The following is a 22,391-nucleotide window of genomic DNA, read 5'->3' on the forward strand; positions in this document are numbered from 1 at the left end:
ATATGAGGATGTTGATTCAGTATAACAATATATTTACATCATCAAAAGGTATTATAATGTATTAGTTTTAATCTTCTTCAGTTGTACCTTCTGACTTACCTTCTTTTTCGACTGTCCCTTTTTCTAATGCTTTCCATGCAAGCGTTGCACATTTAATTCGAGCTGGGAATTGTGAGACACCTTGAAGTGCCTCAATATCTCCCATTTCTTCAGTAATCTCGTAGTCTTCACCGAGCATCATTTTAGTAAATTCTTGGCTCATTTGCATTGCTTCACCAAGTGAATGACCTTTAACTGCTTCAGTCATCATAGATGCACTAGACATTGAAATTGAACATCCTTCACCTTCAAACTTAGCATCGTTAATGATTCCGTCTTCAATATCAAATGTCAAACGTATGCGATCACCACATGTAGGATTATTCATATCAACAGTCATTGAGCCATTGTCTAAGACACCTTTGTTTCTAGGGTTTTTGTAATGATCCATAATTACAGATCGATATAATTGATCCAAATTATTAAAATTCATAAGAGAAAAACTCCTTCGTTTGTTTCAATGCTTGAACTAATTGATCTACATCTTCTTTCGTATTATAAACGTAAAAACTTGCACGTGCTGTTGAAGAGACACCCAACCATTTCATCAAAGGTTGCGCACAATGATGGCCTGCACGAACTGCAACACCTTCTGTATCAACGGCTGTAGCTACATCATGTGGATGTATATCTTCTAAATTAAAAGTAATGACCCCTGCACGTCTATCTTTTGGTGGACCGTAAATTTCAAGACCATCTATACTTAACATTTGTTCATATGCATATTCTGTCAATTCTTTTTCATGTTGATGAATCGCATTAAAACTTAAATTCTCAATATAACGTATAGCTTCTGCTAGACCTATTGCTTGAGCAATAAGTGGTGTACCAGCCTCAAATTTAGTTGGTAGGTCAGCCCACGTGGCGTCATATTTACTTACGAAGTCTATCATATCTCCACCAAATTCAACGGGTTCCATATTTTGTAATAATTCTCTTTTTCCATATAAGACTCCAATGCCAGTAGGACCTAACATTTTATGTCCACTAAAACTATAAAAATCAGCATCAATATCTTGCATATCTAAAGCCATGTGTGGAGCTGATTGCGCACCATCCACACTTATAACTGCACCATGTTCGTGTGCAATTTTAGCGATAGTTTTAACATCATTAATTGTTCCTAAAACGTTGGAAACGTGAGCGATAGCAACAATTTTAGTTTTATCATTGATGGTTGCTTTTATATCATCTAATTGCAATTCACCATCTTTTGTCATAGGAATAAATTTTAGTGTTGCATTCTTACGTTTAGCTAATTGTTGCCATGGAACAATATTAGCATGATGTTCCATTTCTGTTACAACAATTTCGTCACCCTCACTAATATGAGCATCACCATAACTATGTGCTACGATATTTATTGATGCAGTTGTTCCTCGAGTGAAAATAATTTCTTCAAAGTACTTCGCATTGATAAAACGTCTTACTGTTTCTCTCGCATTTTCATAGCCATCTGTAGCTAATGACCCCAATGTGTGTACACCACGATGAACATTAGAATTATAACGCTTGTAATAATCATCTAGTACATTTAAAACTTGTACAGGTGTTTGACTAGTCGCAGTTGAATCAAGGTATGCTAAACGTTTATTATTTACCTTTTGCTCAAGTATCGGAAAGTCTTTAATGACTGCCTTAACATCAAGAGAATGTTCGGCCATTATAGTCACGACCTTTCTATATATGAGTTTCCCCTCTAGGAGGTATCAATTGAATTAATCTTTGACTTTATTTTGAAACTTTACGCTCAATTACTTCTCTTAGTTGACGTTTTACATCGTCAATCGGTAATTCACGTACTACTGGGTCTAAGAAACCATGTATAACTAAACGCTCTGCTTCAGCTCTTGAAATACCACGGCTCATTAAATAGTATAATTGCTCAGGATCGACACGACCAACTGAAGCTGCATGTCCTGCTTCAACATCATCTTCGTCTATTAAAAGAATAGGATTAGCATCACCACGTGCATTTTCAGATAACATCAAAACACGTGACTCTTGGTTCGCAATAGATTTTGTACCACCATGTTTAATGTAGCCAATTCCATTAAATACAGAAGATGCATTTTCTTTCATAACACCATGTTTCAATATATACCCGTCTGTTTCTTTACCGTATTGAACAATTTTGGAAGTTAAATTTATTTTTTGATCACCTGTACCAACAACAACTGATTTCAATGCACTTGTTGAACGATCACCGTTAAGATTTGTAGTATTATCTATAATTTGGCTACCTTCATTCATCAATCCTAATGCCCAATTGATAGAAGCATCTGCATCTGCAGAACCACGACGAATGATATGACCTGTAAATCCTTTATCTAAATAATCAACTGAACCATATGTGACGTTAGAGTTTGCGCCAGCGATAACCTCTGACACAATATTAAGTTGGTTATCTTCACCACTAGTAGTAGAAAGATAGTTCTCTACATAGGTAACCTCTGCACTTTCTTCTGTAACAATGATGACGTGATTGTAAAAGCTCGCTTGTTCATCATCATGTAAAACAACATACTGTATCGGATGTTCTACAACAGTATTTTTAGGTACATAAACAAAAATACCACCGTTCACTAATGCAGTATGTAATGCTGTTAAACGATGTTCATCAACATTTACTGCTTTAGTCATAAAGTACTTTTGAACTAAATCACTATGATTGACTAGTGCTTCAGATAGACCTTCAATAATCACACCATCATTTTTAGCTTGATCTGATACCTGTGTATATGCCAAATCATTATTATGTTGAATGATTAAATTTTCTGAGTTTTCAACATCAATGATTTCTTTAACAGATTTTGGTAAATCAGTTAATTGATGGTATGAATCTCCTGTTGTATGGTGTTGTTTAAACGTATCAAAATCCCATTTTCTTAATTTCGTTTTATCAGGTTTTGGCATTTCTAAAGTTTCTGTTAATTTCAACGCTTTTTTACGTAACTCTGTCATCCAAGAAGGTTCATTGTGCGCTTTAGAATAATCAACAAGTTGTTCTTCAGAAATGTTCAAAGTTTTAGTTGTCATCACTTTTTCCTCCTACTTGATGAAATAAATTTTACTTCGAATGTTCAGTTTCATCATTTTATGTGAACATCTCAATGCTAATTTTGGAATATGACTATTCAGCAGCACCAAATTCTTCTTTAACCCATTCATAGCCTTCTTCTTCAAGACGTTTAGCTAATTCTGGGCCTCCAGATTTCACAACTTTACCACCATACATCACATGTACTTGATCTGGTGTAATATAATTTAAAAGTCGTTGATAGTGCGTAATCATTAATGCACCAAACTCTTCACCACGCATTTGATTAATACCTTTAGAAACCACTTTTAAAGCATCGATATCCAAACCAGAGTCAATTTCATCTAAAATAGCGAATTTCGGTTCTAACATCATTAATTGTAAAATCTCATTTCGTTTTTTCTCTCCACCAGAGAAACCTTCATTTAAATAACGTTGAGCCATATCTTTATCGATATCTAAAAAGTCCATTTGTTTATCCAATTTCTTGATGAACTGCATTAAATTAATTTCTTGTCCCTCTTCACGTTTCGCATTGATTGCTGAGCGCATAAAATCTGCGTTTGTTACCCCTGTAATTTCTGATGGGTATTGCATAGCTAAAAATAAACCTGCTTTAGCTCTCTCATCAACGTCTAACTCTAAAATATTAACGCCATCTAATAATACTTCACCTTGTGTAACTTCATAACTTGGATGTCCCATAATTGCTGACGATAATGTTGATTTACCAGTACCATTAGGTCCCATAATTGCGTGTATTTCACCAGTATTAATTGTTAAGTTAACACCTTTTAAAATTTCTTTATCCTCGATAGACACATGTAGGTCCTTAATCTCTAATGTTGATGACATTTATATTCCCTCCGTAAAATATAAAGTTTTCTTAACTAGTTTATAATAATTTTAATCTATAGTCAAAAAGACTCATTGAATTTCAATCCACTTCATTATAACGTACTTAGTCGCTAATATAAACTTTTTAAAACACTTATTTAGATTTATTATTTAACAATAATTATTTTTATGTAATCGTTCTGAAATTTTTTAAATGATAATGGCAAGCTCACTTTCTCAATAGCCAATCTTTAGACAAAAAGAAAAATATCCCAAGAAGTTCAAATAATGTGATATTATGCACTTTAACCTTTAAAATTTTCTTGAAAGGAGTTTATTATGAAAAAATTCAAATGGATAAATATATTTAAAGGTTTTGGTATGGGCACAAGTGATCTCGTCCCAGGTGTAAGTGGAGGGACTATCGCTTTATTACTTGGAATTTATGAAGACTTTATTAGCTCAATTAGTGGTTTGTTTTCAAGACGATTTTGGCCTAGCTTAAAATTTTTACTACCTATTTTAATAGGAATGCTAATAGCTATAGGACTATTAAGTCAATTATTTAATTATTTGCTTAGTCAACATCATATTCCTACTATGTTATTTTTTACAGGTTTGATTCTCGGTATCATCCCTTATTTATTAACCGTCTCTAATTTCAAAAAAAATTTCAGTATAATACATTATTCTATTCTATTATTAGGTATTGCTATTATAGTCGTTTTCGCATTGCTTAATAATGGGGACAAGCATACAGGTGAAACACTTACTTTATCTTTCAGTCTTATCATTAAATATTTTATCGCAGGTGTTTTCGCTTCAAGTGCTATGTTATTACCGGGCATTTCTGGATCATTTATGTTACTTGTCTTCGGAGTATATGGGACGCTAATGTATGCCATCTCTGAACTACTTCATTTTAATTTAAATGCATTACCTATCATATTAATAGTAGGTTTCGGTATTGTCACTGGATTTATGATTTCAAGTCGATTAATTCAATATTGTCTACATCAACACCCTACAATGACCTTTGCTTTGATAATAGGCTTTGTGATTGGATCGTTGTATGCAGTTTTCCCTGGATTCCCGAAAGACTTAATCCAATGGATCATATCATTTTTCCTATTGGTCACTGGCTTCTTAGTAAGCTATGTTCTTGGTAAAATTACAGCAAAAAATGAAGCATCATTTTGATATATACACAAACAAGCCCTCATATACCTTAGAGTACATGAGGGCTAAATTATAAGGACTATTATTAGTCACCTTTATTACCTTTAAATTTATCAATAACGTCATTTGCTTTTTCTTTAACGTTTTCTACAGCTTCTTTTGCTTTACCAGAAGCTTTGTCACCTTTACCATCTTTTTCTAATTCTTTATTATCAGTAGCATTACCTACTGTTTCTTTAATATTACCTTTAGCTTGTTCAAATTTATCTTCAGCCATTTAAAATTCCTCCTTATGCTTAACTTATTAATATTGTTACCCTCTTATTTATGAGCTAAACATCTTTTATGAATTTTTTTCACATACAGATGATTTTACGAAAGAAACTATAAATTTACAGTAGATTATAGTATATTGAATATAAAATAATTATAAGTTGGGTTGGTATATTTTATGAAATTTATTACTATTAAAGCGATTACTGAAAAAGGGTTAGATAAAAAAAGTAAATCAATTTTTAAAATCACATCCACAAATTGAAATTATCAAATTTGATTACCAAATGGGATATAGCGGTGTAAGTGTTGGTATTTTATACCGTGATAATATTTAAATAATTATAGATATGTTGTGCGTATAAAGACCATTGGCTTTACCTCTTACAAAGCTTCCTATTCTAAAAATATGGCTAGTGAATAATAGTCATTGTTAGATAACTATAATCACAGAAAAATGTTTATGGAAGTTAAAATGTCTAACAAAAGTGAGTTAAAAATTAAAGGTTCAATAGCAAAAAACACGTAAATGATTTTATATTAAATCATCTACGTGTTTTTGTATAATCATGTGACAAACGATTAAATATTATTAATTGTTTGCTATTTACTTAGCAGGTACGACAGCTCCATCATACTTATCTTTAATATAATCTTGAATTTCTTTAGATTGTAGCACTTCCATTAATACTTTGATATTTTCATCATTTTTATGACCTTTTTTAACTGCAATTAAATTTGCATATGGGTTATCTTTAGGAGATTCTAAAGCAATCGAATCTTTTTTAGGACTTAATTTTTGGTCAATCGCATAGTTAGAATTAATGATTACTGCGTCAGCGTCTTGATTTTGATAGATTTTTGGTAAATATTCTGCTGATTGTTTGTTGTTAAATTTAATATCTTTTTTGTTTTCAGTTATGTCATCAAATTTAGCATTTTCAATTTTAACGCCTTTTTTAAGTTTAATAAGACCTTCATCTACAAAGAATTTTAAGAAACGACCTTGTTCAGCTGGGTTATTTGATACATATACTGTTGCACCTTTAGGTAGATCTTTTAAGCTTTTATATTTTTTTGAGTATACAGCCATAGGTTCTAATTCAACATTCCCAGCCGATTCAATTTTATACCCTTTTTCTTTACTTTCAGTATTTAAATATGGTGTATGTTGGAAGAAGTTCGCATCGATTTCACCTTTGTCTAATAATTTATTAGGCGTTGTGTAATCGTTAATTGGTTTGATTTTTAAATCATAACCTTTTTTCTTCAATAATGGTTTTGCTTTTTCTAAAATTTCAGCGTGTGGTGCTGGAGATGCACCTACTGTGATAGTTTTTTCCTTATCTTTACCTCCACCACATGCAGCTAAGGCAATCGTTAAAGCCAATACTAAAATAATTCCGAATAATTTTTTCATAGAATATAATCCCCTTTTCTTTAGCGTTTATCGATTTTATTTGTAAGCCAATCCCCTAGGAACTGGATTATAAATACAATAATTAAAATAAATACTGTTGAAACTAAAATGACATCATTTTGATTTCGAGTAAATCCTGTTAAATATGCTAAATTACCTAAACCACCTGCGCCAATAACACCTGCAATAGCTGTAGAACCTACCAAAGCAATTGCAGTAACGGTAATACCTGAGACTAATGCAGGCATTGCTTCAGGAAGTAGTACTTTTCTCACAACTATCCAAGTGTTCGCTCCCATTGACCAAGCAGCTTCTATAACACCTTTATCAATTTCTTTAAAAGCAATCTCGACCAATCTAGCGTAGAATGGCGCTGCACCAATAATAAGTGCTGGTAATGCACCAGTTGGACCACTGATTGTTCCGAGAAGTACACTTGTAAATGGAATTAACAGTAAAATTAATATGATAAATGGAATTGCTCTAAATAAATTAACAATGAATGACACAATCGTGTAGAAAATCTTAGCAGCCAATGAGTTACTTTTCGCAGATAAAAAGAGTAATACCCCTAATATAAGTCCAAAGACAAATGCAAAAAGTGTCGAAACAACAGTCATATATAGAGTTTCTAAAATTGCTTGCCAAACCTCTGGCCACTGAACATTCGGCATTGTCACCATTTCATGAAATATTTCACCGTAAGATTTACCCATGTCTTAGCACCTCCACATTAACGTGTTGTTCGTGAAGATTATGTTTAAATTGCTTGAAATGTTCCTCACTTATATGTGGTATGTGAATAACTAAAAATCCAAGCGAACCGTTTTTAGTATTCTTAATATCCGCTTCAAGAATATTCACATCTATGTTATGTGTCTTCGTCATATAAGATATGATAGGCTCAGTCGTATTATCACCAGTAAAGTTTAACCTCACAATATATGCATCATGATCTAATGGCTCCAAATACTCTAAAGAATCTTCAAAATCATCGTTTAAATCATCTTTCACAAAACGTTTCGTTACTTCATGTTGTGGATTCTCAAATACTTTACTTACCGCTCCTTGTTCAATAACTTTACCGTTTTCCATTACAGCAACTTCATCACAAATTCTTCGTATAACATGCATTTCATGTGTTATAAGTACAATAGTTAGATTTTGTTGTTCCCTTACCTTCAATAATAAATCTAGAATTTCATCTGTAGTTTGTGGATCTAATGCACTTGTCGCCTCATCACATAACAATACATCTGGATCATTAGCTAATGCTCTCGCAATACCCACTCTTTGTTTTTGTCCGCCTGATAATTCAGACGGATACGCACTTTCTCGACCTTTTAGACCGACAAGTTCAATAAGTTCCAATGCTTTTTGTTTAGCTCGACCACTTGGAACGCCAGCAATTTCTAATGGAAATGTTACATTTTTCAATACATTTCTTGACCATAGCAAGTTAAAATGTTGAAAAATCATACTCACCTTTTGTCGTTTTTTTCGTAACTGTGATTTAGATAATTGACTTATATTGTCTCCATCTATAATGATTTCACCTGACGTTGGAGATTCTAAGTTGTTAAACATTCTTATGAGCGTACTTTTACCAGCTCCTGAGAAACCAATCACACCAAAAATAGAGCCGGATTCAATGTTTAAATCAACGTGATCAACAGCAAGAACATCTTTGTCCTTGGTATGATAGCGTTTAACAATTTGGTTTAGCTTAATCACGTTAATAGCCTCCTTATGTTGCTTAGTAATCAAATTAAAAATGCTTTCTCAATTTTTAGAAAATTTGAGAAAGCATTTGTTGAAATGTTCTTTCTCTCATCTTCTAAAGTTATACTTTATGTGAATTGGCACCATTTCTATTTTAGACGGTTGCCGGGCTTCTTAGGGCACATCCCTCCACCTCTCTCGATAAGAGTTAAAGCATTATTTAATTTGTATTAATCCTACCATCGTACTAATGTTTCGTCAATAATTATTTTAAATTTTCTAACAAATAAGTAACTGACTGAAATGCATAGATTCTTTTTATCTCTTCATCTCTACGCATAAGCAGCAATACAGGAACAGACATAATTTGTTTCTCTTTACTCCATTCAGGATGAAAATTAAGATCTATTTTTTTTATTGGCAATTGTAAGATTTCATTAGCAATATCCAACATCCTTTCAGAAATCTTACATGTTCCACACATTGGTGTATAACCAAATATGAGATGTTTATCTTTATTAAAATTAACAGTTATGTCTTCAATATCCTTCAATTTATTCATTTACTAAAACTAGCCTTTCAGTTTTTAAATTATTCATAAGTTTCTTTTCTTTTTTTACATTAAAACCATATCTACTTAATACATGTGCTAAATAATTTTTGGGGCACTTAGCAACTTCACAAAACGTTTTATCAACATAAATATGTTCACTTTCGCTTAAATAACGTTTAAACCATTTTCTAATTTTTTCACCCTCATCATCAGAATCGGCAAGAACATAAACTTGTTTGTCATAAAGTGTTTCTATCATGTTGTCTATCTTATCTATACTCATAGTGCCATGTGTACAAATGATGTTTACAGGTTCAGCGATCACTTGTTGTACTCTCTTCTTATCCGATTTACCTTCGACAATAATAACCTTATTTACAATAGCCATGTCAATCCACCTTCTAAGCGTCAAAGTAACTGTCACTATCATCATTCACAAAATCCCCAAAACCTAAACATTTAGTGACACTACAATTTTCAATTGCTAGTGTCACTTATGCTTGAGCCTTGCTCAAACGTTCCTCTTTTTTACTGCAATTTTCAATTGTTAGTGTCACTCATGCATGAACCTTGGCTTACGTTTCTGATTAAAGTTATTCCTTCTAAAAAAACTCCTTGATTAAATCTAATCGAGGAGTTTGTAATCATTATTCACCAATCATTTCTGAGTATTGATCTGCTGATAATAATTCTTCTAATTGACTATCGTCACTAATTTCAATTTTAACCATCCATGCTTTTTCGTATGGTGATTCATTTACAAATTCTGGGCTATCTTCCAATTCTTCATTAACTTCAACAATTTTCCCAGAAATTGGCGCATACAACTCTGATACTGTTTTTACTGATTCAACACTACCGAATGTGTCACCTTCATTTAATTCATCTTCAGTTTCAGGTAGCTCAACAAATACGATATCACCTAATTCGTTTTGTGCGTATTCTGTAATACCAATTGTTGCTACATTATTTTCAATTTTAACCCACTCATGCTCTTTAGAATATTTAAATTCGCTCGGTACTGCCACGAAAATCCCCTCCTGATTAATTTAATTACAATTTAATGATGCCACACACATATTATTCATTCAACTATTATTACAAAGAATAAATGAATTAAAATTCGTTTTTAAATATACAAAACACCATTTTAATTTATATTTTTTTATTAATGTTCACTTTCTCTAATTTAATATCACACCTATAACCATTGGTGTTGATACTCATTTTCTTTAAATCCTAAAGTCAAATGGTTACCAGAGATAGCTAATGGACGTTTAACCAACATTCCATCTGAAGCAAGTAGTTCTAGTTTTTCATCATCAGACATATTTTTAAGTTTCTCTTTTAAATTTAATTCGCGATATTTGATACCATGTGTATTAAACAACTTATTAATATTCACACCCGTTTTATCTACGATATCTTTGAATTCTTTTTTAGTCGGTGTATATTGAACAATATCAATAGATTCAAAATTCACATCGTGCTCATCTAAAAACTTTGCAGCTTTTTTGCACGTTGTACATTTGGGATACTGATAAAATTTAATCAATTACCTTTTACCTCCTTCTCTCTATTAACTTAAATATATCATGATATTTAATTGAACGCTTTAATTTTCAAGCTAATATTTTTGTTAATGTGCAGTCATTCGTTATAATAAGTTTACCAAATTACAAAAAGGAGTAGATAGTGATGAAAAATATTCATCAAACTGAAGAATTTAATTCTACTATTGATAGTACCGATCCAGTAATTATCAAGTTTGAAGCCGACTGGTGTCCAGATTGTAAAGCGATGGATATGTGGATAGATCCGATTGTTGAAAAATATAATAATTATCAATGGTATGTGGTCGATCGTGACGAATTAGAAGATGTAACAACTGAAAATGATGTTATGGGTATCCCAAGTATTTTAATATTCCAAAATGGTGAAAAATTAGCCCACTTGCATTCAGCAAATGCTAAATCACCTGAACAAGTTGAATCATTCTTGTCTGAACATTTAGATCAATAATATTTAACCAAAAAACCTGAGACATTATCAAACGTCTCAGGTTTTTCTTGTATTATTCGTCAGTAACTAAAGTAAATACTTCTGTTTTCAACTCTGTTACTCATTGTCACGGTGAAACGATAAACACAAATTACATCTCACCTATTTTTAATACACGCTCAATATCACGGATGATTTATTCAAATTCGGTAATAAGATTTTTATTTTTACGTTTAGCCTTAGTTGGTACTTCTTCTAAATCAGTAAGATACAAAAATCCTGCTAATATTTCATTATCTTTTACACCTAAGACTTTTCGTATTTTAGGATCAAAGATATATTGTGGCGACTTCCAACAAGTACCAATGCCCGCTTCGTATAAAAGTAACATTAAATTTTGAGCAAACGCTCCAAATGCAAAATAATTTTCACGACTTTGACGTTGTCTTGGATCATCTTTTAAAATCAACAACAACATGCCACCCAAATTTGTTACTGCATGAAAGTGATTCTCTCGCTTTTCAGGACTATCTGGAAAAGCAAATCTTGTGATATCCCTACTAAAATCACCGAGTTTATCTTTTGAAATATGAACCAATCTCCATGGTTCTCTCATACCATGATTTGGAGCGTCAGCAGCTTTATATATTGCATCGTAAACCGTTTGATCATCAACCACCATATCGTGTTTAAATTTTTTGACGCTTCTACGATTAGATATAGCTTCTTGTAATTCCAATGTATTTCGCTCCCTTTATTTTATACATGATAACCATTATCAATTATAAGATACATTGTTATTGAATTCAAACTTACAAGTTAATCCTCATAAAATGAAACCAAGGATTTTAACTTAGAGACATGTATCTGTCCCGGTGCTTGTGGTTCTTCTATGCAACCATAAGACAGCGTTCCACCAAATACGCCTTGAGCAATTCGGCTGACTTTACCCAAACTAGACATCGATATACCGACAATTCGGCATGATGTGTGCTTCGCTGTCAGTGACATGGCTTCTAATAAATGTAACACGTCCTCTTGACTTTTAGGCATAACCGCAAGCTTTAAATAATCAGGATTGAGCTTTTGCATTTTAAAGTAAATAAATTTAAGTTCATCTAAAGCCGGTGTTTCTTGAAAATTATGATGCGAAAGAACAACTTCAAGCCCTTTTTGTTGTGCACGTTGAACAAGAAGCATATATTTTTCAATATTGACGGCACTGCTCCACTCAATATCAATCATATCAAATTGTGGGCACTCGATTAATTCACCTAATATATTTAAATACTCTTGCTCATTTACAGCTCCTTTCCCCCCTTGAATTGAAGTTCTATATGTTACTAATATTTTCAAATGGAATATTTTTAATTGCTTAATCACTTCCTTTAATAATGCCTTATTAAAGGATGGCCATTGGTCAATGCGCAATTCAACGATATCTATTGATTTCTCGTTTATTTTTATATCATTGAGTAAAGTTTTAGAAAGCTTTTCTTCTGGTGCAATTGTCGCCGCGATATCTACATGGGTCATTCTATCCCTCATTTCGTACACTATAGTAATTTTATTTTATATGATTTTCTTTCATTCATACAAATATCTCTAAACTTATTATTAAAATTTCAAATGAATGATTAAGTTCACCTACTGTTGGGTATCAATAAAATACATACATTTTGAGGAGGTAATAATGATGGCAGTTCAATATGAAACTAAAGCAACTAACGTAGGTGGACGTAAAGGTCATGTCCATACTGACGATAACGCAATAAATGTAGATGTATTACCACCACAACAAGCTGACGGTAAAGCGACTAATCCAGAACAATTATTTGCTGCAGGTTACGCTTCATGCTTTAATGGTGCATTTGATTTAATTTTAAAACAAAATAAAGTGCGCGATGCTGAACCTGAAGTAACGTTAACAGTACGCTTGGAAGATGATCCAGATGCTGAAAGCCCAAAACTTAGCGTTGATATTCATGCAAAAGTTAAAAATGTTTTATCACAAGAAGATGCTGAAAAATATTTACAAGATGCGCACGACTTTTGTCCGTATTCTAAAGCTACACGTGGCAATATCGATGTAAACTTAAATGTTGAAGTAGTAGAATAATATTTTATCGATTAATTATATTCTTCACCCACAATTTGTGCTATCAAATTGTGGGTGTTTTTTATTACTTTTTAAATTTCTTATGTTATCAATCTTGCTTATTTAATTAGTATTTATAACATACTTTTCAATAATTTTTTGTAAAGATTCAAAATATACCTTTCGTTTTTTCAAAATATTGATAAAATAAAATGTGATAAATTCATTTCAAAGTTATCATTTCTCAATTGCCAAAAATATAAAATGGATTTTAAAAACGATTTTTAAATATATTGTTAATAATGTTTTTTATGGTAACAAAACGATTATTGCGTATTTTTAATAATTCTTTTATTATGTATTTAATAAGTCTTAATTTCAAAAATCATTTTTTATTTATGTTATTTCTTTTAATGGGAGGTCACCATGAACAATATCCGTTTATTGAATCAAAACGATTTGGATTCCTATATTGAATTAATGAAATTTGGTCACCATAACTATGAATGGGATCGTTACTATTTAGAAAATGTTGGCATTGATAGACTCAAAACTATCCTGTCTAATCATACTGATTATTGGAATATATTTGGTGCTTTTGAAGATGATGAACTTGTTGCAACATGTACTTTAAAACAAATGAATTATGTAGGTAAATGCCACAAAGCTATTCTTGAAAATAATTTTGTTAAAAATAATGATGAAATTGTTAACCGAGAATTAATTAATCATATTATTCAATACGCTAAAGAACATAACATTGAAACATTGATGATTGCTATTGCATCAAATAATATAAGTGCTAAAGTGTTTTTTAGTTCTATAGGTTTCGAAAATCTTGCTTTTGAAAAAAACGCTAGCAAAATTGGCGATGAATATTTTGACGAAAATTGGCTCATTTATTCAACAACTGAGTCATCAGAATAAAATACTTATATTTACCTTTTAAACATTTTCATTATTAAGTCCATACATGGAAATAGTACTTTTTGATGATGAGTTTATATGGATATTTAAAATGACTACTTCAAAAATCAGTAACTCAAAACATATATTATTTAAGTGATTCCCATATACAAAAAGTTTAAAAATTTAGCCTCCAATGAAATTACACAAATCATTTGAGGCTATGTTAATTTTTCTGTAGTTATTGAACAATTAACGTACGCATATTATTAAAACTATCTTGTAAATAAACTATTTTTTAATGGGATTAATTATATCTTTAAATATAAATTCTTCTCCATCGTATTCAAATTTTACAATGTTACAATTTCCTATTTCAAATTTACTTCCCCTATCATACCCTAATATATTTCTTACAAATAAACCAATTGTGCTACCATGACTCACTGCTAGAATCGTCTCTCCATCTGTTGTATCCATCATTTCATAGAGTGCTCGATTAACCCTTTGTTCAACTTCAGATCTTGATTCTCCTTCAAATGGTACAACAGCATCACCATACAAATATTTAGGTTGTTTAATAGCTCTTAATAACTCGATACTTTCCCCTTCAAATAATCCAAATCCCCACTCTTTAAGATCTTTTACACACCAATATTGTTGGTTTGGCACAGTGTTCTCTAACGTGTCACGTGCTCTTTGTTGTGGTGATGAATAAAGATAGTCAAAATGAATATTTTTCGTTTTAAAATATTGTTGTGCTGCATTCGCTTGTTGTACACCTAAAGCAGTCAAAGGTGAGTCACTAGCCCCTTGTATTTTACCTTTTAAGTTAAATACTGTTTGACCATGTCTCATTAGATATAATGTTTTAACCAACTGTAAACACCTCTACAATCATTATTTAATATATTCACCAAATTATACACCGATCATTTTTTATGACACTTTTATTTAATCACTGCCAAATTACAAAGTAAACCAATGATTTAAAAAGTTAGAAATCTTACAATTTAAAAGCTGATTGTTTAATAAAATTTGTTTAGGGTATAACTTAACATTAGATTTACATGTAATAAAGGAGGATTAATAATGTCTGCTCATAGTCAATGTAACTATGTCAATCCTAATTCAATTTCTTTAGATTGGGAATGTTTAATTATAAGCAAAACAGATATGCTACTTGATGGTGTACCTAAAGAATTAATTAATACTTGGTTAGATCAAAATGTTATCGAGCCGTTTTGTGTTCGTAATAATGAAATAAACTTTAAAACTAAAGATGTTTGGAATGCGCTTAAGACCCATAACTGGTATTATTCAAATTAATTGATATAAACTAATTGCACGATTTGTACTTTCGATTAACTGACGATCATTATAATTAAGAAGCACATAAGTTCTTATAGAATTATTGTTTTTCTCTTCCTTTGGGAAACCAGCATCATTTAAAATGTATTGTGCTAAATGGCCTAGTGGTGTATCGTCATTGATAAATCCTAAAATAAAATCATAAAAAGACATTTGATTTCAGCCCCTTTTTAAAGTGTTAAAACACTTAAGTCACCTACTTATATACTTTCACCTATTAATCATACCAAATTACTCGATTTTTTTATGTGCAAAAAGTTCTTTTTTGCACTATTTACATAAACTTTTTTGTTAATAATGATAATTTTCATTTATTATGTCTCTTGTGATGAAATTACAATTGTTAAAGGTTTAAAAACAACTATAACATTATATCGATTCATATATATTATAAAGTATTACTAAATTTTTCACCATAAGAACGTCGATAATGTGTATGTCTCAAATAAAATATTTTTTATTAAAGGTAATATATTTACCTGTATGAAATAAATGATATTATAGTATATAAATAACTTAGTTCTATCAAGCAGTATCTAATGAGGTGTAACACCTATGAAATTAAACAAAGCAAATGTATTCAACTTGATATTCACCATTTTATTTTTTACATTTAACATTCTCATAACCTATAACGCAAATATTGATTATAAGTTATGGTTAATACCTGGTTTAACAATTTGTGGCTTTGCTCTTTTTTCAAGCTTGACCTTAGTAATTATCTATAGTGATTTATTCAGTGAAATATTATTTTTTATCAACATTATCTTAGCACTATATTATATTTATCCGATTTTTTATGAATTTGTCTAAATTTTTGATTAGGGAGGGGTATCAATGAGCTTACATTTCCAAATTTTGCTGTGGCTTTCTATCTTATTTATCATCGCAGGAACGATATTATTGGTAACAATGCTTAAAACTAAAAGAGAAGAACGAAAAGAATCTTATCTAGGTTTTACTGTAATTTTCTTAATCTTTGGTTTTGCCATCTTAATTTATACTTTTATATTCGGAATTTTATAATATGTAGAAATAGAATCACTTCTAGTGAAAAGGCATTATACTATATTATGCATCTCAAAAAGATAAACAATGTATTCTTTTTGAGATGCTTTTTAATAGCGTGATTATGATTTACTAAATTATATTTGATGTAAATCAATTATTTTTGTAACTAGCTTTATGAAACATTTAAGGAGCTTCTATAAATATATGAAATTAACATCTAAAAGCATATACTTAACATTTATATTTTTTATTTTTAGTCTCATGTTATTTACCAACCAAAGTTTTGCAAATGATAATAAAAGTTTTCAGCTAAAACCAGGTGATATTATTATTACAAAAGGTCCTGTTTTAAATGGTTTTTTTGGTCACTGTAGTTTGGCAATTGATCATGACACTGTACTTCAAATTGAAGGCCCCGGGGATAAACCATTAACGGAAGATTTTGAATCTTATCGTGACAGATATGGAAAAGGTAAAAATGAATGGATAAAAGTCTATAGATGTTCACACCCTAACGCTGGATCAAAAGCAGCTCAATGGGCAAAGAATCATTATGAGAACAGTGATAGCGAATATCTTGTTACACTCAACTTAAAAAGCAAAACATTTACATATTGCACTAAAATTATATATCAAGCATATAAATACGGGGTAGACAAAAATTCCGTAAGTGATCACGGTTTATATATTATTTCACCCTATGCGCTAACAGATAATTTTACAGATGAATATAAATTAAAATTAGTAAAAACATATTAAAAATCCCGATGGTAACGTGAACTTATTCCGTTTTCACATTACCATTGGGATTTATAGTCATCCTTCTTTAAAAAAGTTAATAAATTGGTCTTGCTTATCAATAAGTTCTAAATAGGAAATTGAACTAAACGGTATAATACGTGTACAATTTTTACATGGATAAATAATAACTTCGTTTTCATAATCAACATGAATATCATTCTCTAATACAATTCTCTTATTCCCAATAACAACGACAACTGCTTTGAAACTATCATCATTCAAGTATTTTTTTAATAGATTTTTATTCATCACACCATCACATCCCTTTACTATAAATTACCACATTATTGTTAAAACAATGTGAAGATTTTGAATTCTTTTATTTTATTAATTAGTATCCATTCAAAATGGGTATAGAAAATATATAGTAAAAATTTAGTATATAATAATTAAATGGAATTAAATTTATAACCTTATTAAATATTTAAGAATATTTATTGTTTATATAAAAAAGGAGTTACTATGAGAAACAAAGACAATCAGCATTCGAGATTATATTATATTATTTTGACAATCGTTATTATCGCAATTTGTGTTGTTGTTGTAATACTTTTTAATACTTTAAAGACAAACCGTTCTCATTCTACGGATAGATACGCAGATTTTACTGAATTAAAAAAAGATACGATAAAAAATAAAGATTGGCGTATTAAAACAAAACACCGTAAAAATAAGGATATTTTAGTCACTGCAATTCACGGTGGAGGTATCGAACCTGGTACGACTGAAATTGCACGACGTATTTCCAATGTTGGAAAATATAATTTTTATACCTTTGAAGGTCTTCGAAAATCTAATAACGATCAACTACATGTAACATCCACTCATTTTAACGAACCTATATTAGATAAGTTACTTAAAAACACTAAAGAAACATTATCTATACATGGATTCTCTGGAGATGACCCTATTGTTTATATCGGAGGTAAAGATAAAGAGATGTCTCACTCTATCGCAAAAGAATTGCGTAAAAAAGACTTTACTGTAAAAGAAAGTCCTAACAGAATCGATGCAAAGTCATCAGATAATATAGCTAATAAAAATGAATCTAATTCAGGTGTCCAATTAGAACTCACGACTGCATTGCGAAAACAGTTTTTCAAACATTATAAATTAGATCGACATACACGTAGTGATTCAGATAAATATACTAAAGATTTTTACAAATTTGCGAACGCAGTGCAAAAAGGTATCGAAAAGGTAAATTAAATTTTAAAATAAATATTGTAATGCTTAAAAAAATTGCACTTACTTAAAATCTAATAAGTGGAATAATATTTATTTAATATAGTCGGAGGCAGATTTTGATGGAAAACCTTACAAAAGAACAAAAATATACAATAGCTAAATTTTATAAATTATATATGGAAAGGTCTAATGCGGGGCAACCAGAAGAAGAAGCTAATCATTTTAAAGATTCTGTAACGGCACAAGATGATTATTTTTGTGATAGAAAATATGAAGATTTCATTCATAACTGTAAAGTCTTAATAAATGAAGGTTACTTAGATGGCGAGGTTGAAGATAACAAAATATATAATATTCAGGTTACAACAAAAGCTTTTACAGAAATTGAGCGTAGCTTTGGTTAAAAAATTACAAGTAAGGTGATGAATATGAAAGACTGGACAATTAACAATCACTCCAAACGACAATTGATTATTCAAAACAATCATGATGATATTTCGATTATAGAACCATTGCGAAATGGTTCTTTTAAAATACTTGCTGAATTTAATGCCTTAAATACAGATTACATTCAAATTTATGACCACACACTTGTTGTTTCTATACATGAGAAAGAGATTAGTGTGTTTGATCGATCGTCACAGTCAATTTAAAGTAAGTAACTATTTAATTTATAATTGTTTCAATTATTATTTAGAAGATTTTTAAAAAGCACATCACTTTAGAGCAATTTAGTTAGATATAAATATATTTTTGTGATAACCTATACATGTTACACTCTGTGAGTGTTTAACATTACTTCTTGTTATCGCCGTGCAGACTTTAATTTTCGTCATTATTAAAGTAACTGCATTGGCGTTTTTTTATTTCAAAAAGGTTTTTACTACAAATATAATAGAATTAACATTTAAAATATAGTAATCGTTATAAAACAACTACACTTTTCATTGCTATCTTTTATTTAATTTTATGATCTTATGGTATACATCAATCATCATCATAGATAAACTTGCTCTAAAACAAAACCAAAAAAAGTATATTAATAAGTATAAATCAACAATAAAAAAAGAATTACACACAAGAAATTCTATAAAATGCAACGTGGAAAGCTATATAGAGAATTTTAATAGAGATGTTTTATAGACATAACAAATTGATATTCGAACTACCAGTTGAAGATCTGACTAAAGGACTGAATATTAATTTAATTATCAACAAAAAAAGCCTAAGACAGTTATTTCTGTCCTAGACTTAGTAAAGATATATAATTATTACATCTTAACAACGTTTGCAGCTTGTTCTCCACGTTCTCCTTCGACAATATCGAATTCAACGCTTTGGCCTTCTTCTAAAGATTTATAACCATCCTCAACGATTGCTGAGAAATGCACGAATACATCTCCGCCATTTTCTCTTTCGATGAAACCAAACCCTTTTTCTGCATTAAACCATTTAACTGTACCGTTATTCATATAGAATACCTCCACGTGCTTTTGCACTAAATATTTGTAACAAATCCATTAATTAAAAGAGAATATTCTATAAAAATAATTCCACAATCAACTTCACGTACTTTATTACTTAATCACTACTATACGCTTATTTTTGGAAAAGTAAAGTATTTTCTATATTTTATAAATTTTAGAACTCTCAATAATGTCAAAAGCTATATAAATAAGGTATTGTACAGATTAATAGTTTATTAAAACTCAGAATCAAAATGAGCTTTTCATAAAATCATAAATACATTTAACGATTAAGAACTATATTATTTTCTTACATTTATTTTTTTAACAGCGTGGCAATTAATATTACTATTTACGCAAACTTAAACTTTTAATCAAATAAATCAAATACAATGTAACTGTAATCAATTGAATTGGAGGTGTACTTCATGTTTATTTTTGATTTATTAAATAAAGGTGTTCAATTTTTTAAAGATGTTTTTAAAACTGATGAAAAATAATCAAAGCCTTTAAGAGAACAATTAATAATTAAACCTTTAGGCATTTTATCTCACACGACTACATTACAAACACATTTATATCAATCATTTTCAACTGTTAGGACATAACGTATTGAATTTTACTTGAATGTTCTACATGTTAAAAAGTTAGGGAAAGAAATACAATTCTTCAAGAATTTTTTCTTTCCCTACTTTTAAAACATTAATCCTTATCAAACATATAATAATTATAAAATACATAAATTATATCATATTTTTCGAAACAGAAAAGAATTCAAAGTTATTTTGTTTTTGAAATTATTTTACACTTAAGAATATTTTTTGATTACTTTAGAACTAGAAACCCAATTACTTTAGTTCAATACTATAATTTAGTTAACAAATACATAGGAGGTGAGTCACATGTTCATCATTAACTTAGTTAAAAAAGTTATCTCTTTCATCAAAGGTTTATTCGGTAATAACGAAAACGAATAATATTAAACTATTCTCTACTCCGCCCCTCCTGTTAGAGGGGTTTTTTACGTTAATGATTGTCTGACGCTGAACATAGCTCAATCAATACTATTCAAAATTCAACTTCAAAAAAGCACACTGAAAAATGAAGTAGAACTATAGTCATAACGGCAGAATTATTAATAGAATTAGTGAAAATATTTCTACAAACGTTATCAAGTTTCATCACAAAAAGACATAAAGATAAAACTTGAATAATAAAATTTAGTATCCAATGGCTATAAAATAATGCTCATCAAACTTTATTTGGGAGTCCTTTTAATTCATTAAGATAAAGTTATATAACTAGAGTGTAAGTAACTTTTTCATACACATTATTTATGCAAAAAAACTCTTAATCAGTAAAATACTACTCCCCTATTCTTGAAGTTGTTTGAAATAATCCTCATCTAAATGATTGAGGTTTATATTTTCAATTTGAAGTGTTACATGTTCTAAACCGTATTGTGTTTTTAACAAATCCGAAACTTTATTTATTGTAGCATAAGGCGATTTAATGTAGTCATCACTTAGTACAACATGTGCACTTAAAGAACTTTGATTCGTTGTAACACTCCATAAATGGAATTCATGAATATCTATCACGCCTTCAACATCTTTCATTGCTCCCATAATTTCATCTGTATCATATCGATCCGGCACACGCTCCATCAGAACTTTTGAAGCATTTTTAATAATTTTGTATCCTCCTCTTAAAATAATCAATGAAATGAGAATACTAATAATTGGGTCAACAATGTTCCATCCAGTAAAATGAATCAACACAAACGCCACAATAATACCTAAAGAATTTAATAAATCACCAATGAAATGCCATAATGCACTTTGAATATTAATATTATTCTCTTTTTTTAGAGAAATCATTAAAATGATGGTCAATACGATATTGGCAATTAAACCAATAAACGCAATTAGAATCATAATGCCACTTTCAACAGGTCTAGGGTGTATAATTCTCATGATACCCTCATACATAATTCCTAGTGAAATAACAATAAGTGCTAAGCCATTGAGAAAAGCTACGATAATTTCCAAGCGTAAAAAACCATATGTATAGTTCTTTGTAGGCGGCTTGCTCGAGAAATAAATCGCTACCATTGATAAACCTAATGCTAGAACATCACTTAGCATGTGAAATGAGTCAGAGAGTAACGCTAGTGAATTTGACACAATACCTCCTACAAACTCAACTACAGTGAATATCATAGTAATAACTAAAGATAACCATAATGTAATTTTTGAGCTACTTTGAAACTTTCTATGTTCAATGTGGTGAAAATAATCAGGTTTATTTTCCATGTTTTTCCTCCATCTTTTTACATCTGTTTAATTTTAAAGTTATTATACCCTTAATCTCATTTAAATAACTTAAATGAGTATTCGTTTGTAACTTCTCTAACTTTTTATAAC

Annotated in this window: 31 protein-coding genes and 1 riboswitch; of the genes, 12 read left to right on the plus strand and 19 right to left on the minus strand. The window is 30.2% G+C overall.

The genetic code is table 11. The annotated features are described in order from the left end of the window. Positions 1–67 precede the first annotated feature (67 nt). The 4 genes from sufU to sufC form a co-directional block, all read right to left on the minus strand. Positions 68–532 carry a Fe-S cluster assembly sulfur transfer protein SufU gene (sufU, locus tag ACVBFA_RS08230; protein ID WP_001831954.1) on the minus strand — a complete coding sequence of 155 codons (465 nt, stop codon included), beginning with the start codon at positions 530–532 and terminating at the stop codon, positions 68–70. Continuing rightward, positions 522–1,763, minus strand: a complete 1,242-nt coding sequence (locus tag ACVBFA_RS08235) for a cysteine desulfurase (protein WP_070593318.1) — start codon at positions 1,761–1,763, stop codon at positions 522–524. The genes sufU and ACVBFA_RS08235 overlap by 11 nt, the downstream gene beginning before the upstream one ends. 67 nt (positions 1,764–1,830) lie before the next feature. Further along, positions 1,831–3,138: a Fe-S cluster assembly protein SufD gene (sufD, locus tag ACVBFA_RS08240; RefSeq protein WP_002446017.1), complete on the minus strand. Its 1,308-nt coding sequence runs from the start codon at positions 3,136–3,138 to the stop codon at positions 1,831–1,833. Between the two features lie 94 nt (positions 3,139–3,232). Further along, a complete protein-coding gene (gene sufC, locus ACVBFA_RS08245; RefSeq protein WP_002446016.1) occupies positions 3,233–3,994 on the minus strand; it encodes a Fe-S cluster assembly ATPase SufC in 762 nt (253 codons plus the stop codon). A 321-nt stretch (positions 3,995–4,315) separates the two neighbouring features. Here sufC and ACVBFA_RS08250 point away from each other — a divergent pair, with 321 nt between their 5' ends. Next, positions 4,316–5,176, plus strand: coding sequence for a DUF368 domain-containing protein (locus ACVBFA_RS08250; RefSeq protein ID WP_070593320.1), 861 nt, complete (start codon positions 4,316–4,318; stop codon positions 5,174–5,176). A gap of 64 nt (positions 5,177–5,240) precedes the next feature. Here the strand turns inward: ACVBFA_RS08250 and ACVBFA_RS08255 are convergent, their stop codons facing one another. The 8 genes from ACVBFA_RS08255 to ACVBFA_RS08290 form a co-directional block, all read right to left on the minus strand. Next, on the minus strand, positions 5,241–5,432 hold the full coding sequence (locus tag ACVBFA_RS08255; RefSeq protein WP_001831967.1) for a CsbD family protein: 192 nt from the start codon (positions 5,430–5,432) through the stop codon (positions 5,241–5,243). A 603-nt stretch (positions 5,433–6,035) separates the two neighbouring features. Next, entirely contained in the window at positions 6,036–6,848 is an 813-nt protein-coding gene (locus tag ACVBFA_RS08260; protein WP_002457213.1) for a MetQ/NlpA family ABC transporter substrate-binding protein, read from the minus strand. Positions 6,849–6,868: 20 nt separating this feature from the next. Beyond that, complete coding sequence (locus ACVBFA_RS08265) at positions 6,869–7,564, minus strand: methionine ABC transporter permease (protein WP_002446013.1); 696 nt, start codon at positions 7,562–7,564, stop codon at positions 6,869–6,871. Then, entirely contained in the window at positions 7,557–8,582 is a 1,026-nt protein-coding gene (locus ACVBFA_RS08270; protein ID WP_002457215.1) for a methionine ABC transporter ATP-binding protein, read from the minus strand. The genes ACVBFA_RS08265 and ACVBFA_RS08270 overlap by 8 nt, the downstream gene beginning before the upstream one ends. Before the next feature lie 93 nt (positions 8,583–8,675). Further along, a riboswitch (SAM riboswitch) is annotated at positions 8,676–8,778 on the minus strand. A 57-nt stretch (positions 8,779–8,835) separates the two neighbouring features. Continuing rightward, complete coding sequence (locus ACVBFA_RS08275; protein WP_126122407.1) at positions 8,836–9,132, minus strand: thioredoxin family protein; 297 nt, start codon at positions 9,130–9,132, stop codon at positions 8,836–8,838. Then, positions 9,125–9,511, minus strand: a complete 387-nt coding sequence (locus ACVBFA_RS08280; protein ID WP_002457216.1) for a toprim domain-containing protein — start codon at positions 9,509–9,511, stop codon at positions 9,125–9,127. Before ACVBFA_RS08280 ends, ACVBFA_RS08275 begins: the two co-directional genes overlap by 8 nt. Positions 9,512–9,770: 259 nt before the next feature. Next, the gene (gene gcvH, locus ACVBFA_RS08285) at positions 9,771–10,151 is read right to left on the minus strand and encodes a glycine cleavage system protein GcvH (protein ID WP_002475964.1); all 381 of its coding nucleotides are present in this window, start codon (positions 10,149–10,151) and stop codon (positions 9,771–9,773) included. Positions 10,152–10,324: 173 nt separating this feature from the next. Next, positions 10,325–10,678: an arsenate reductase family protein gene (locus ACVBFA_RS08290; protein ID WP_126122406.1), complete on the minus strand. Its 354-nt coding sequence runs from the start codon at positions 10,676–10,678 to the stop codon at positions 10,325–10,327. A gap of 143 nt (positions 10,679–10,821) precedes the next feature. On the opposite strand from ACVBFA_RS08290, the gene ACVBFA_RS08295 reads away from it, so the two are divergent. Further along, on the plus strand, positions 10,822–11,145 hold the full coding sequence (locus tag ACVBFA_RS08295) for a thioredoxin family protein (RefSeq protein ID WP_002446008.1): 324 nt from the start codon (positions 10,822–10,824) through the stop codon (positions 11,143–11,145). Positions 11,146–11,320: 175 nt separating this feature from the next. Here ACVBFA_RS08295 and ACVBFA_RS08300 read toward each other — a convergent pair whose 3' ends face one another. After that, positions 11,321–11,863 (minus strand): nitroreductase family protein, encoded by a 543-nt coding sequence (locus tag ACVBFA_RS08300; RefSeq protein ID WP_002475966.1) that lies wholly within the window; start codon positions 11,861–11,863, stop codon positions 11,321–11,323. 80 nt (positions 11,864–11,943) lie between these two features. Continuing rightward, positions 11,944–12,660 (minus strand): type I 3-dehydroquinate dehydratase, encoded by a 717-nt coding sequence (gene aroD, locus ACVBFA_RS08305; protein WP_002475962.1) that lies wholly within the window; start codon positions 12,658–12,660, stop codon positions 11,944–11,946. A gap of 160 nt (positions 12,661–12,820) precedes the next feature. Between aroD and ACVBFA_RS08310 the strand changes: the two genes are divergently transcribed. Both ACVBFA_RS08310 and ACVBFA_RS08315 read left to right on the plus strand, forming a co-directional pair. Beyond that, on the plus strand, positions 12,821–13,243 hold the full coding sequence (locus ACVBFA_RS08310) for an organic hydroperoxide resistance protein (RefSeq protein WP_002457221.1): 423 nt from the start codon (positions 12,821–12,823) through the stop codon (positions 13,241–13,243). A 405-nt stretch (positions 13,244–13,648) separates the two neighbouring features. Further along, complete coding sequence (locus ACVBFA_RS08315) at positions 13,649–14,149, plus strand: GNAT family N-acetyltransferase (RefSeq protein WP_002446003.1); 501 nt, start codon at positions 13,649–13,651, stop codon at positions 14,147–14,149. A gap of 270 nt (positions 14,150–14,419) precedes the next feature. Here ACVBFA_RS08315 and ACVBFA_RS08320 read toward each other — a convergent pair whose 3' ends face one another. Further along, positions 14,420–15,007, minus strand: coding sequence for a histidine phosphatase family protein (locus ACVBFA_RS08320; protein WP_002490737.1), 588 nt, complete (start codon positions 15,005–15,007; stop codon positions 14,420–14,422). Between the two features lie 213 nt (positions 15,008–15,220). On the opposite strand from ACVBFA_RS08320, the gene ACVBFA_RS08325 reads away from it, so the two are divergent. After that, on the plus strand, positions 15,221–15,457 hold the full coding sequence (locus ACVBFA_RS08325) for a hypothetical protein (protein ID WP_002446001.1): 237 nt from the start codon (positions 15,221–15,223) through the stop codon (positions 15,455–15,457). Here the strand turns inward: ACVBFA_RS08325 and ACVBFA_RS08330 are convergent. Continuing rightward, complete coding sequence (locus ACVBFA_RS08330) at positions 15,449–15,652, minus strand: sterile alpha motif-like domain-containing protein (RefSeq protein ID WP_002446000.1); 204 nt, start codon at positions 15,650–15,652, stop codon at positions 15,449–15,451. The genes ACVBFA_RS08325 and ACVBFA_RS08330 overlap by 9 nt on opposite strands. Before the next feature lie 402 nt (positions 15,653–16,054). On the opposite strand from ACVBFA_RS08330, the gene tsaA reads away from it, so the two are divergent. From tsaA to lnsA, 3 genes are all read left to right on the plus strand, one after another. After that, positions 16,055–16,312, plus strand: coding sequence for a type II toxin-antitoxin system antitoxin TsaA (gene tsaA / locus ACVBFA_RS08335; protein ID WP_126122707.1), 258 nt, complete (start codon positions 16,055–16,057; stop codon positions 16,310–16,312). Positions 16,313–16,336: 24 nt separating this feature from the next. Beyond that, on the plus strand, positions 16,337–16,525 hold the full coding sequence (gene tsaT / locus ACVBFA_RS08340) for a type II toxin-antitoxin system toxin TsaT (protein WP_002445998.1): 189 nt from the start codon (positions 16,337–16,339) through the stop codon (positions 16,523–16,525). Between the two features lie 189 nt (positions 16,526–16,714). Beyond that, a complete protein-coding gene (lnsA, locus tag ACVBFA_RS08345; protein ID WP_002490730.1) occupies positions 16,715–17,269 on the plus strand; it encodes a lipoprotein N-acylation protein LnsA in 555 nt (184 codons plus the stop codon). Between the two features lie 57 nt (positions 17,270–17,326). On the opposite strand, the gene ACVBFA_RS08350 is transcribed toward lnsA, so the two are convergent. After that, positions 17,327–17,560: a hypothetical protein gene (locus ACVBFA_RS08350; RefSeq protein WP_002445996.1), complete on the minus strand. Its 234-nt coding sequence runs from the start codon at positions 17,558–17,560 to the stop codon at positions 17,327–17,329. A 213-nt stretch (positions 17,561–17,773) separates the two neighbouring features. On the opposite strand from ACVBFA_RS08350, the gene ACVBFA_RS08355 reads away from it, so the two are divergent. From ACVBFA_RS08355 to ACVBFA_RS08365, 3 genes are all read left to right on the plus strand, one after another. After that, the gene (locus ACVBFA_RS08355; RefSeq protein ID WP_070593324.1) at positions 17,774–18,520 is read left to right on the plus strand and encodes a poly-gamma-glutamate hydrolase family protein; all 747 of its coding nucleotides are present in this window, start codon (positions 17,774–17,776) and stop codon (positions 18,518–18,520) included. A 98-nt stretch (positions 18,521–18,618) separates the two neighbouring features. Continuing rightward, positions 18,619–18,903, plus strand: a complete 285-nt coding sequence (locus tag ACVBFA_RS08360) for a hypothetical protein (protein WP_001829635.1) — start codon at positions 18,619–18,621, stop codon at positions 18,901–18,903. Between the two features lie 24 nt (positions 18,904–18,927). Then, on the plus strand, positions 18,928–19,152 hold the full coding sequence (locus tag ACVBFA_RS08365; RefSeq protein ID WP_002474944.1) for a hypothetical protein: 225 nt from the start codon (positions 18,928–18,930) through the stop codon (positions 19,150–19,152). Between the two features lie 618 nt (positions 19,153–19,770). Here ACVBFA_RS08365 and ACVBFA_RS08370 read toward each other — a convergent pair. Further along, positions 19,771–19,971 carry a cold-shock protein gene (locus ACVBFA_RS08370; RefSeq protein ID WP_001829681.1) on the minus strand — a complete coding sequence of 67 codons (201 nt, stop codon included), beginning with the start codon at positions 19,969–19,971 and terminating at the stop codon, positions 19,771–19,773. 896 nt (positions 19,972–20,867) lie between these two features. On the opposite strand from ACVBFA_RS08370, the gene ACVBFA_RS08375 reads away from it, so the two are divergent. Continuing rightward, entirely contained in the window at positions 20,868–20,942 is a 75-nt protein-coding gene (locus ACVBFA_RS08375) for an epsilon family phenol-soluble modulin (protein WP_095658922.1), read from the plus strand. A gap of 396 nt (positions 20,943–21,338) precedes the next feature. On the opposite strand, the gene ACVBFA_RS08380 is transcribed toward ACVBFA_RS08375, so the two are convergent. Continuing rightward, positions 21,339–22,280: a cation diffusion facilitator family transporter gene (locus tag ACVBFA_RS08380; RefSeq protein ID WP_002445993.1), complete on the minus strand. Its 942-nt coding sequence runs from the start codon at positions 22,278–22,280 to the stop codon at positions 21,339–21,341. Between the last annotated feature and the right edge of the window lie 111 nt (positions 22,281–22,391).

Source organism: Staphylococcus sp. MSU001 (genome assembly GCF_052976705.1).

Coding starts and splice junctions, on each gene's coding strand:
- ACVBFA_RS08370 (WP_001829681.1), bottom strand. CDS start 19,971: ATGAATAACGGTACAGTTAAATGGTTTAATGCAGAAAAAGGGTTTGGT.
- ACVBFA_RS08265 (WP_002446013.1), bottom strand. CDS start 7,564: ATGGGTAAATCTTACGGTGAAATATTTCATGAAATGGTGACAATGCCG.
- lnsA (WP_002490730.1), top strand. CDS start 16,715: ATGAAATTAACATCTAAAAGCATATACTTAACATTTATATTTTTTATT.
- ACVBFA_RS08295 (WP_002446008.1), top strand. CDS start 10,822: ATGAAAAATATTCATCAAACTGAAGAATTTAATTCTACTATTGATAGT.
- ACVBFA_RS08380 (WP_002445993.1), bottom strand. CDS start 22,280: ATGGAAAATAAACCTGATTATTTTCACCACATTGAACATAGAAAGTTT.
- ACVBFA_RS08255 (WP_001831967.1), bottom strand. CDS start 5,432: ATGGCTGAAGATAAATTTGAACAAGCTAAAGGTAATATTAAAGAAACA.
- ACVBFA_RS08315 (WP_002446003.1), top strand. CDS start 13,649: ATGAACAATATCCGTTTATTGAATCAAAACGATTTGGATTCCTATATT.
- ACVBFA_RS08355 (WP_070593324.1), top strand. CDS start 17,774: ATGAGAAACAAAGACAATCAGCATTCGAGATTATATTATATTATTTTG.
- ACVBFA_RS08325 (WP_002446001.1), top strand. CDS start 15,221: ATGTCTGCTCATAGTCAATGTAACTATGTCAATCCTAATTCAATTTCT.
- ACVBFA_RS08260 (WP_002457213.1), bottom strand. CDS start 6,848: ATGAAAAAATTATTCGGAATTATTTTAGTATTGGCTTTAACGATTGCC.
- aroD (WP_002475962.1), bottom strand. CDS start 12,660: ATGACCCATGTAGATATCGCGGCGACAATTGCACCAGAAGAAAAGCTT.
- ACVBFA_RS08275 (WP_126122407.1), bottom strand. CDS start 9,132: ATGAATAAATTGAAGGATATTGAAGACATAACTGTTAATTTTAATAAA.
- ACVBFA_RS08360 (WP_001829635.1), top strand. CDS start 18,619: ATGGAAAACCTTACAAAAGAACAAAAATATACAATAGCTAAATTTTAT.
- sufU (WP_001831954.1), bottom strand. CDS start 532: ATGAATTTTAATAATTTGGATCAATTATATCGATCTGTAATTATGGAT.
- ACVBFA_RS08365 (WP_002474944.1), top strand. CDS start 18,928: ATGAAAGACTGGACAATTAACAATCACTCCAAACGACAATTGATTATT.
- sufD (WP_002446017.1), bottom strand. CDS start 3,138: ATGACAACTAAAACTTTGAACATTTCTGAAGAACAACTTGTTGATTAT.
- ACVBFA_RS08235 (WP_070593318.1), bottom strand. CDS start 1,763: ATGGCCGAACATTCTCTTGATGTTAAGGCAGTCATTAAAGACTTTCCG.
- ACVBFA_RS08330 (WP_002446000.1), bottom strand. CDS start 15,652: ATGTCTTTTTATGATTTTATTTTAGGATTTATCAATGACGATACACCA.
- ACVBFA_RS08250 (WP_070593320.1), top strand. CDS start 4,316: ATGAAAAAATTCAAATGGATAAATATATTTAAAGGTTTTGGTATGGGC.
- tsaT (WP_002445998.1), top strand. CDS start 16,337: ATGAGCTTACATTTCCAAATTTTGCTGTGGCTTTCTATCTTATTTATC.
- ACVBFA_RS08350 (WP_002445996.1), bottom strand. CDS start 17,560: ATGAATAAAAATCTATTAAAAAAATACTTGAATGATGATAGTTTCAAA.
- ACVBFA_RS08280 (WP_002457216.1), bottom strand. CDS start 9,511: ATGGCTATTGTAAATAAGGTTATTATTGTCGAAGGTAAATCGGATAAG.
- ACVBFA_RS08310 (WP_002457221.1), top strand. CDS start 12,821: ATGGCAGTTCAATATGAAACTAAAGCAACTAACGTAGGTGGACGTAAA.
- sufC (WP_002446016.1), bottom strand. CDS start 3,994: ATGTCATCAACATTAGAGATTAAGGACCTACATGTGTCTATCGAGGAT.
- tsaA (WP_126122707.1), top strand. CDS start 16,055: ATGAAATTAAACAAAGCAAATGTATTCAACTTGATATTCACCATTTTA.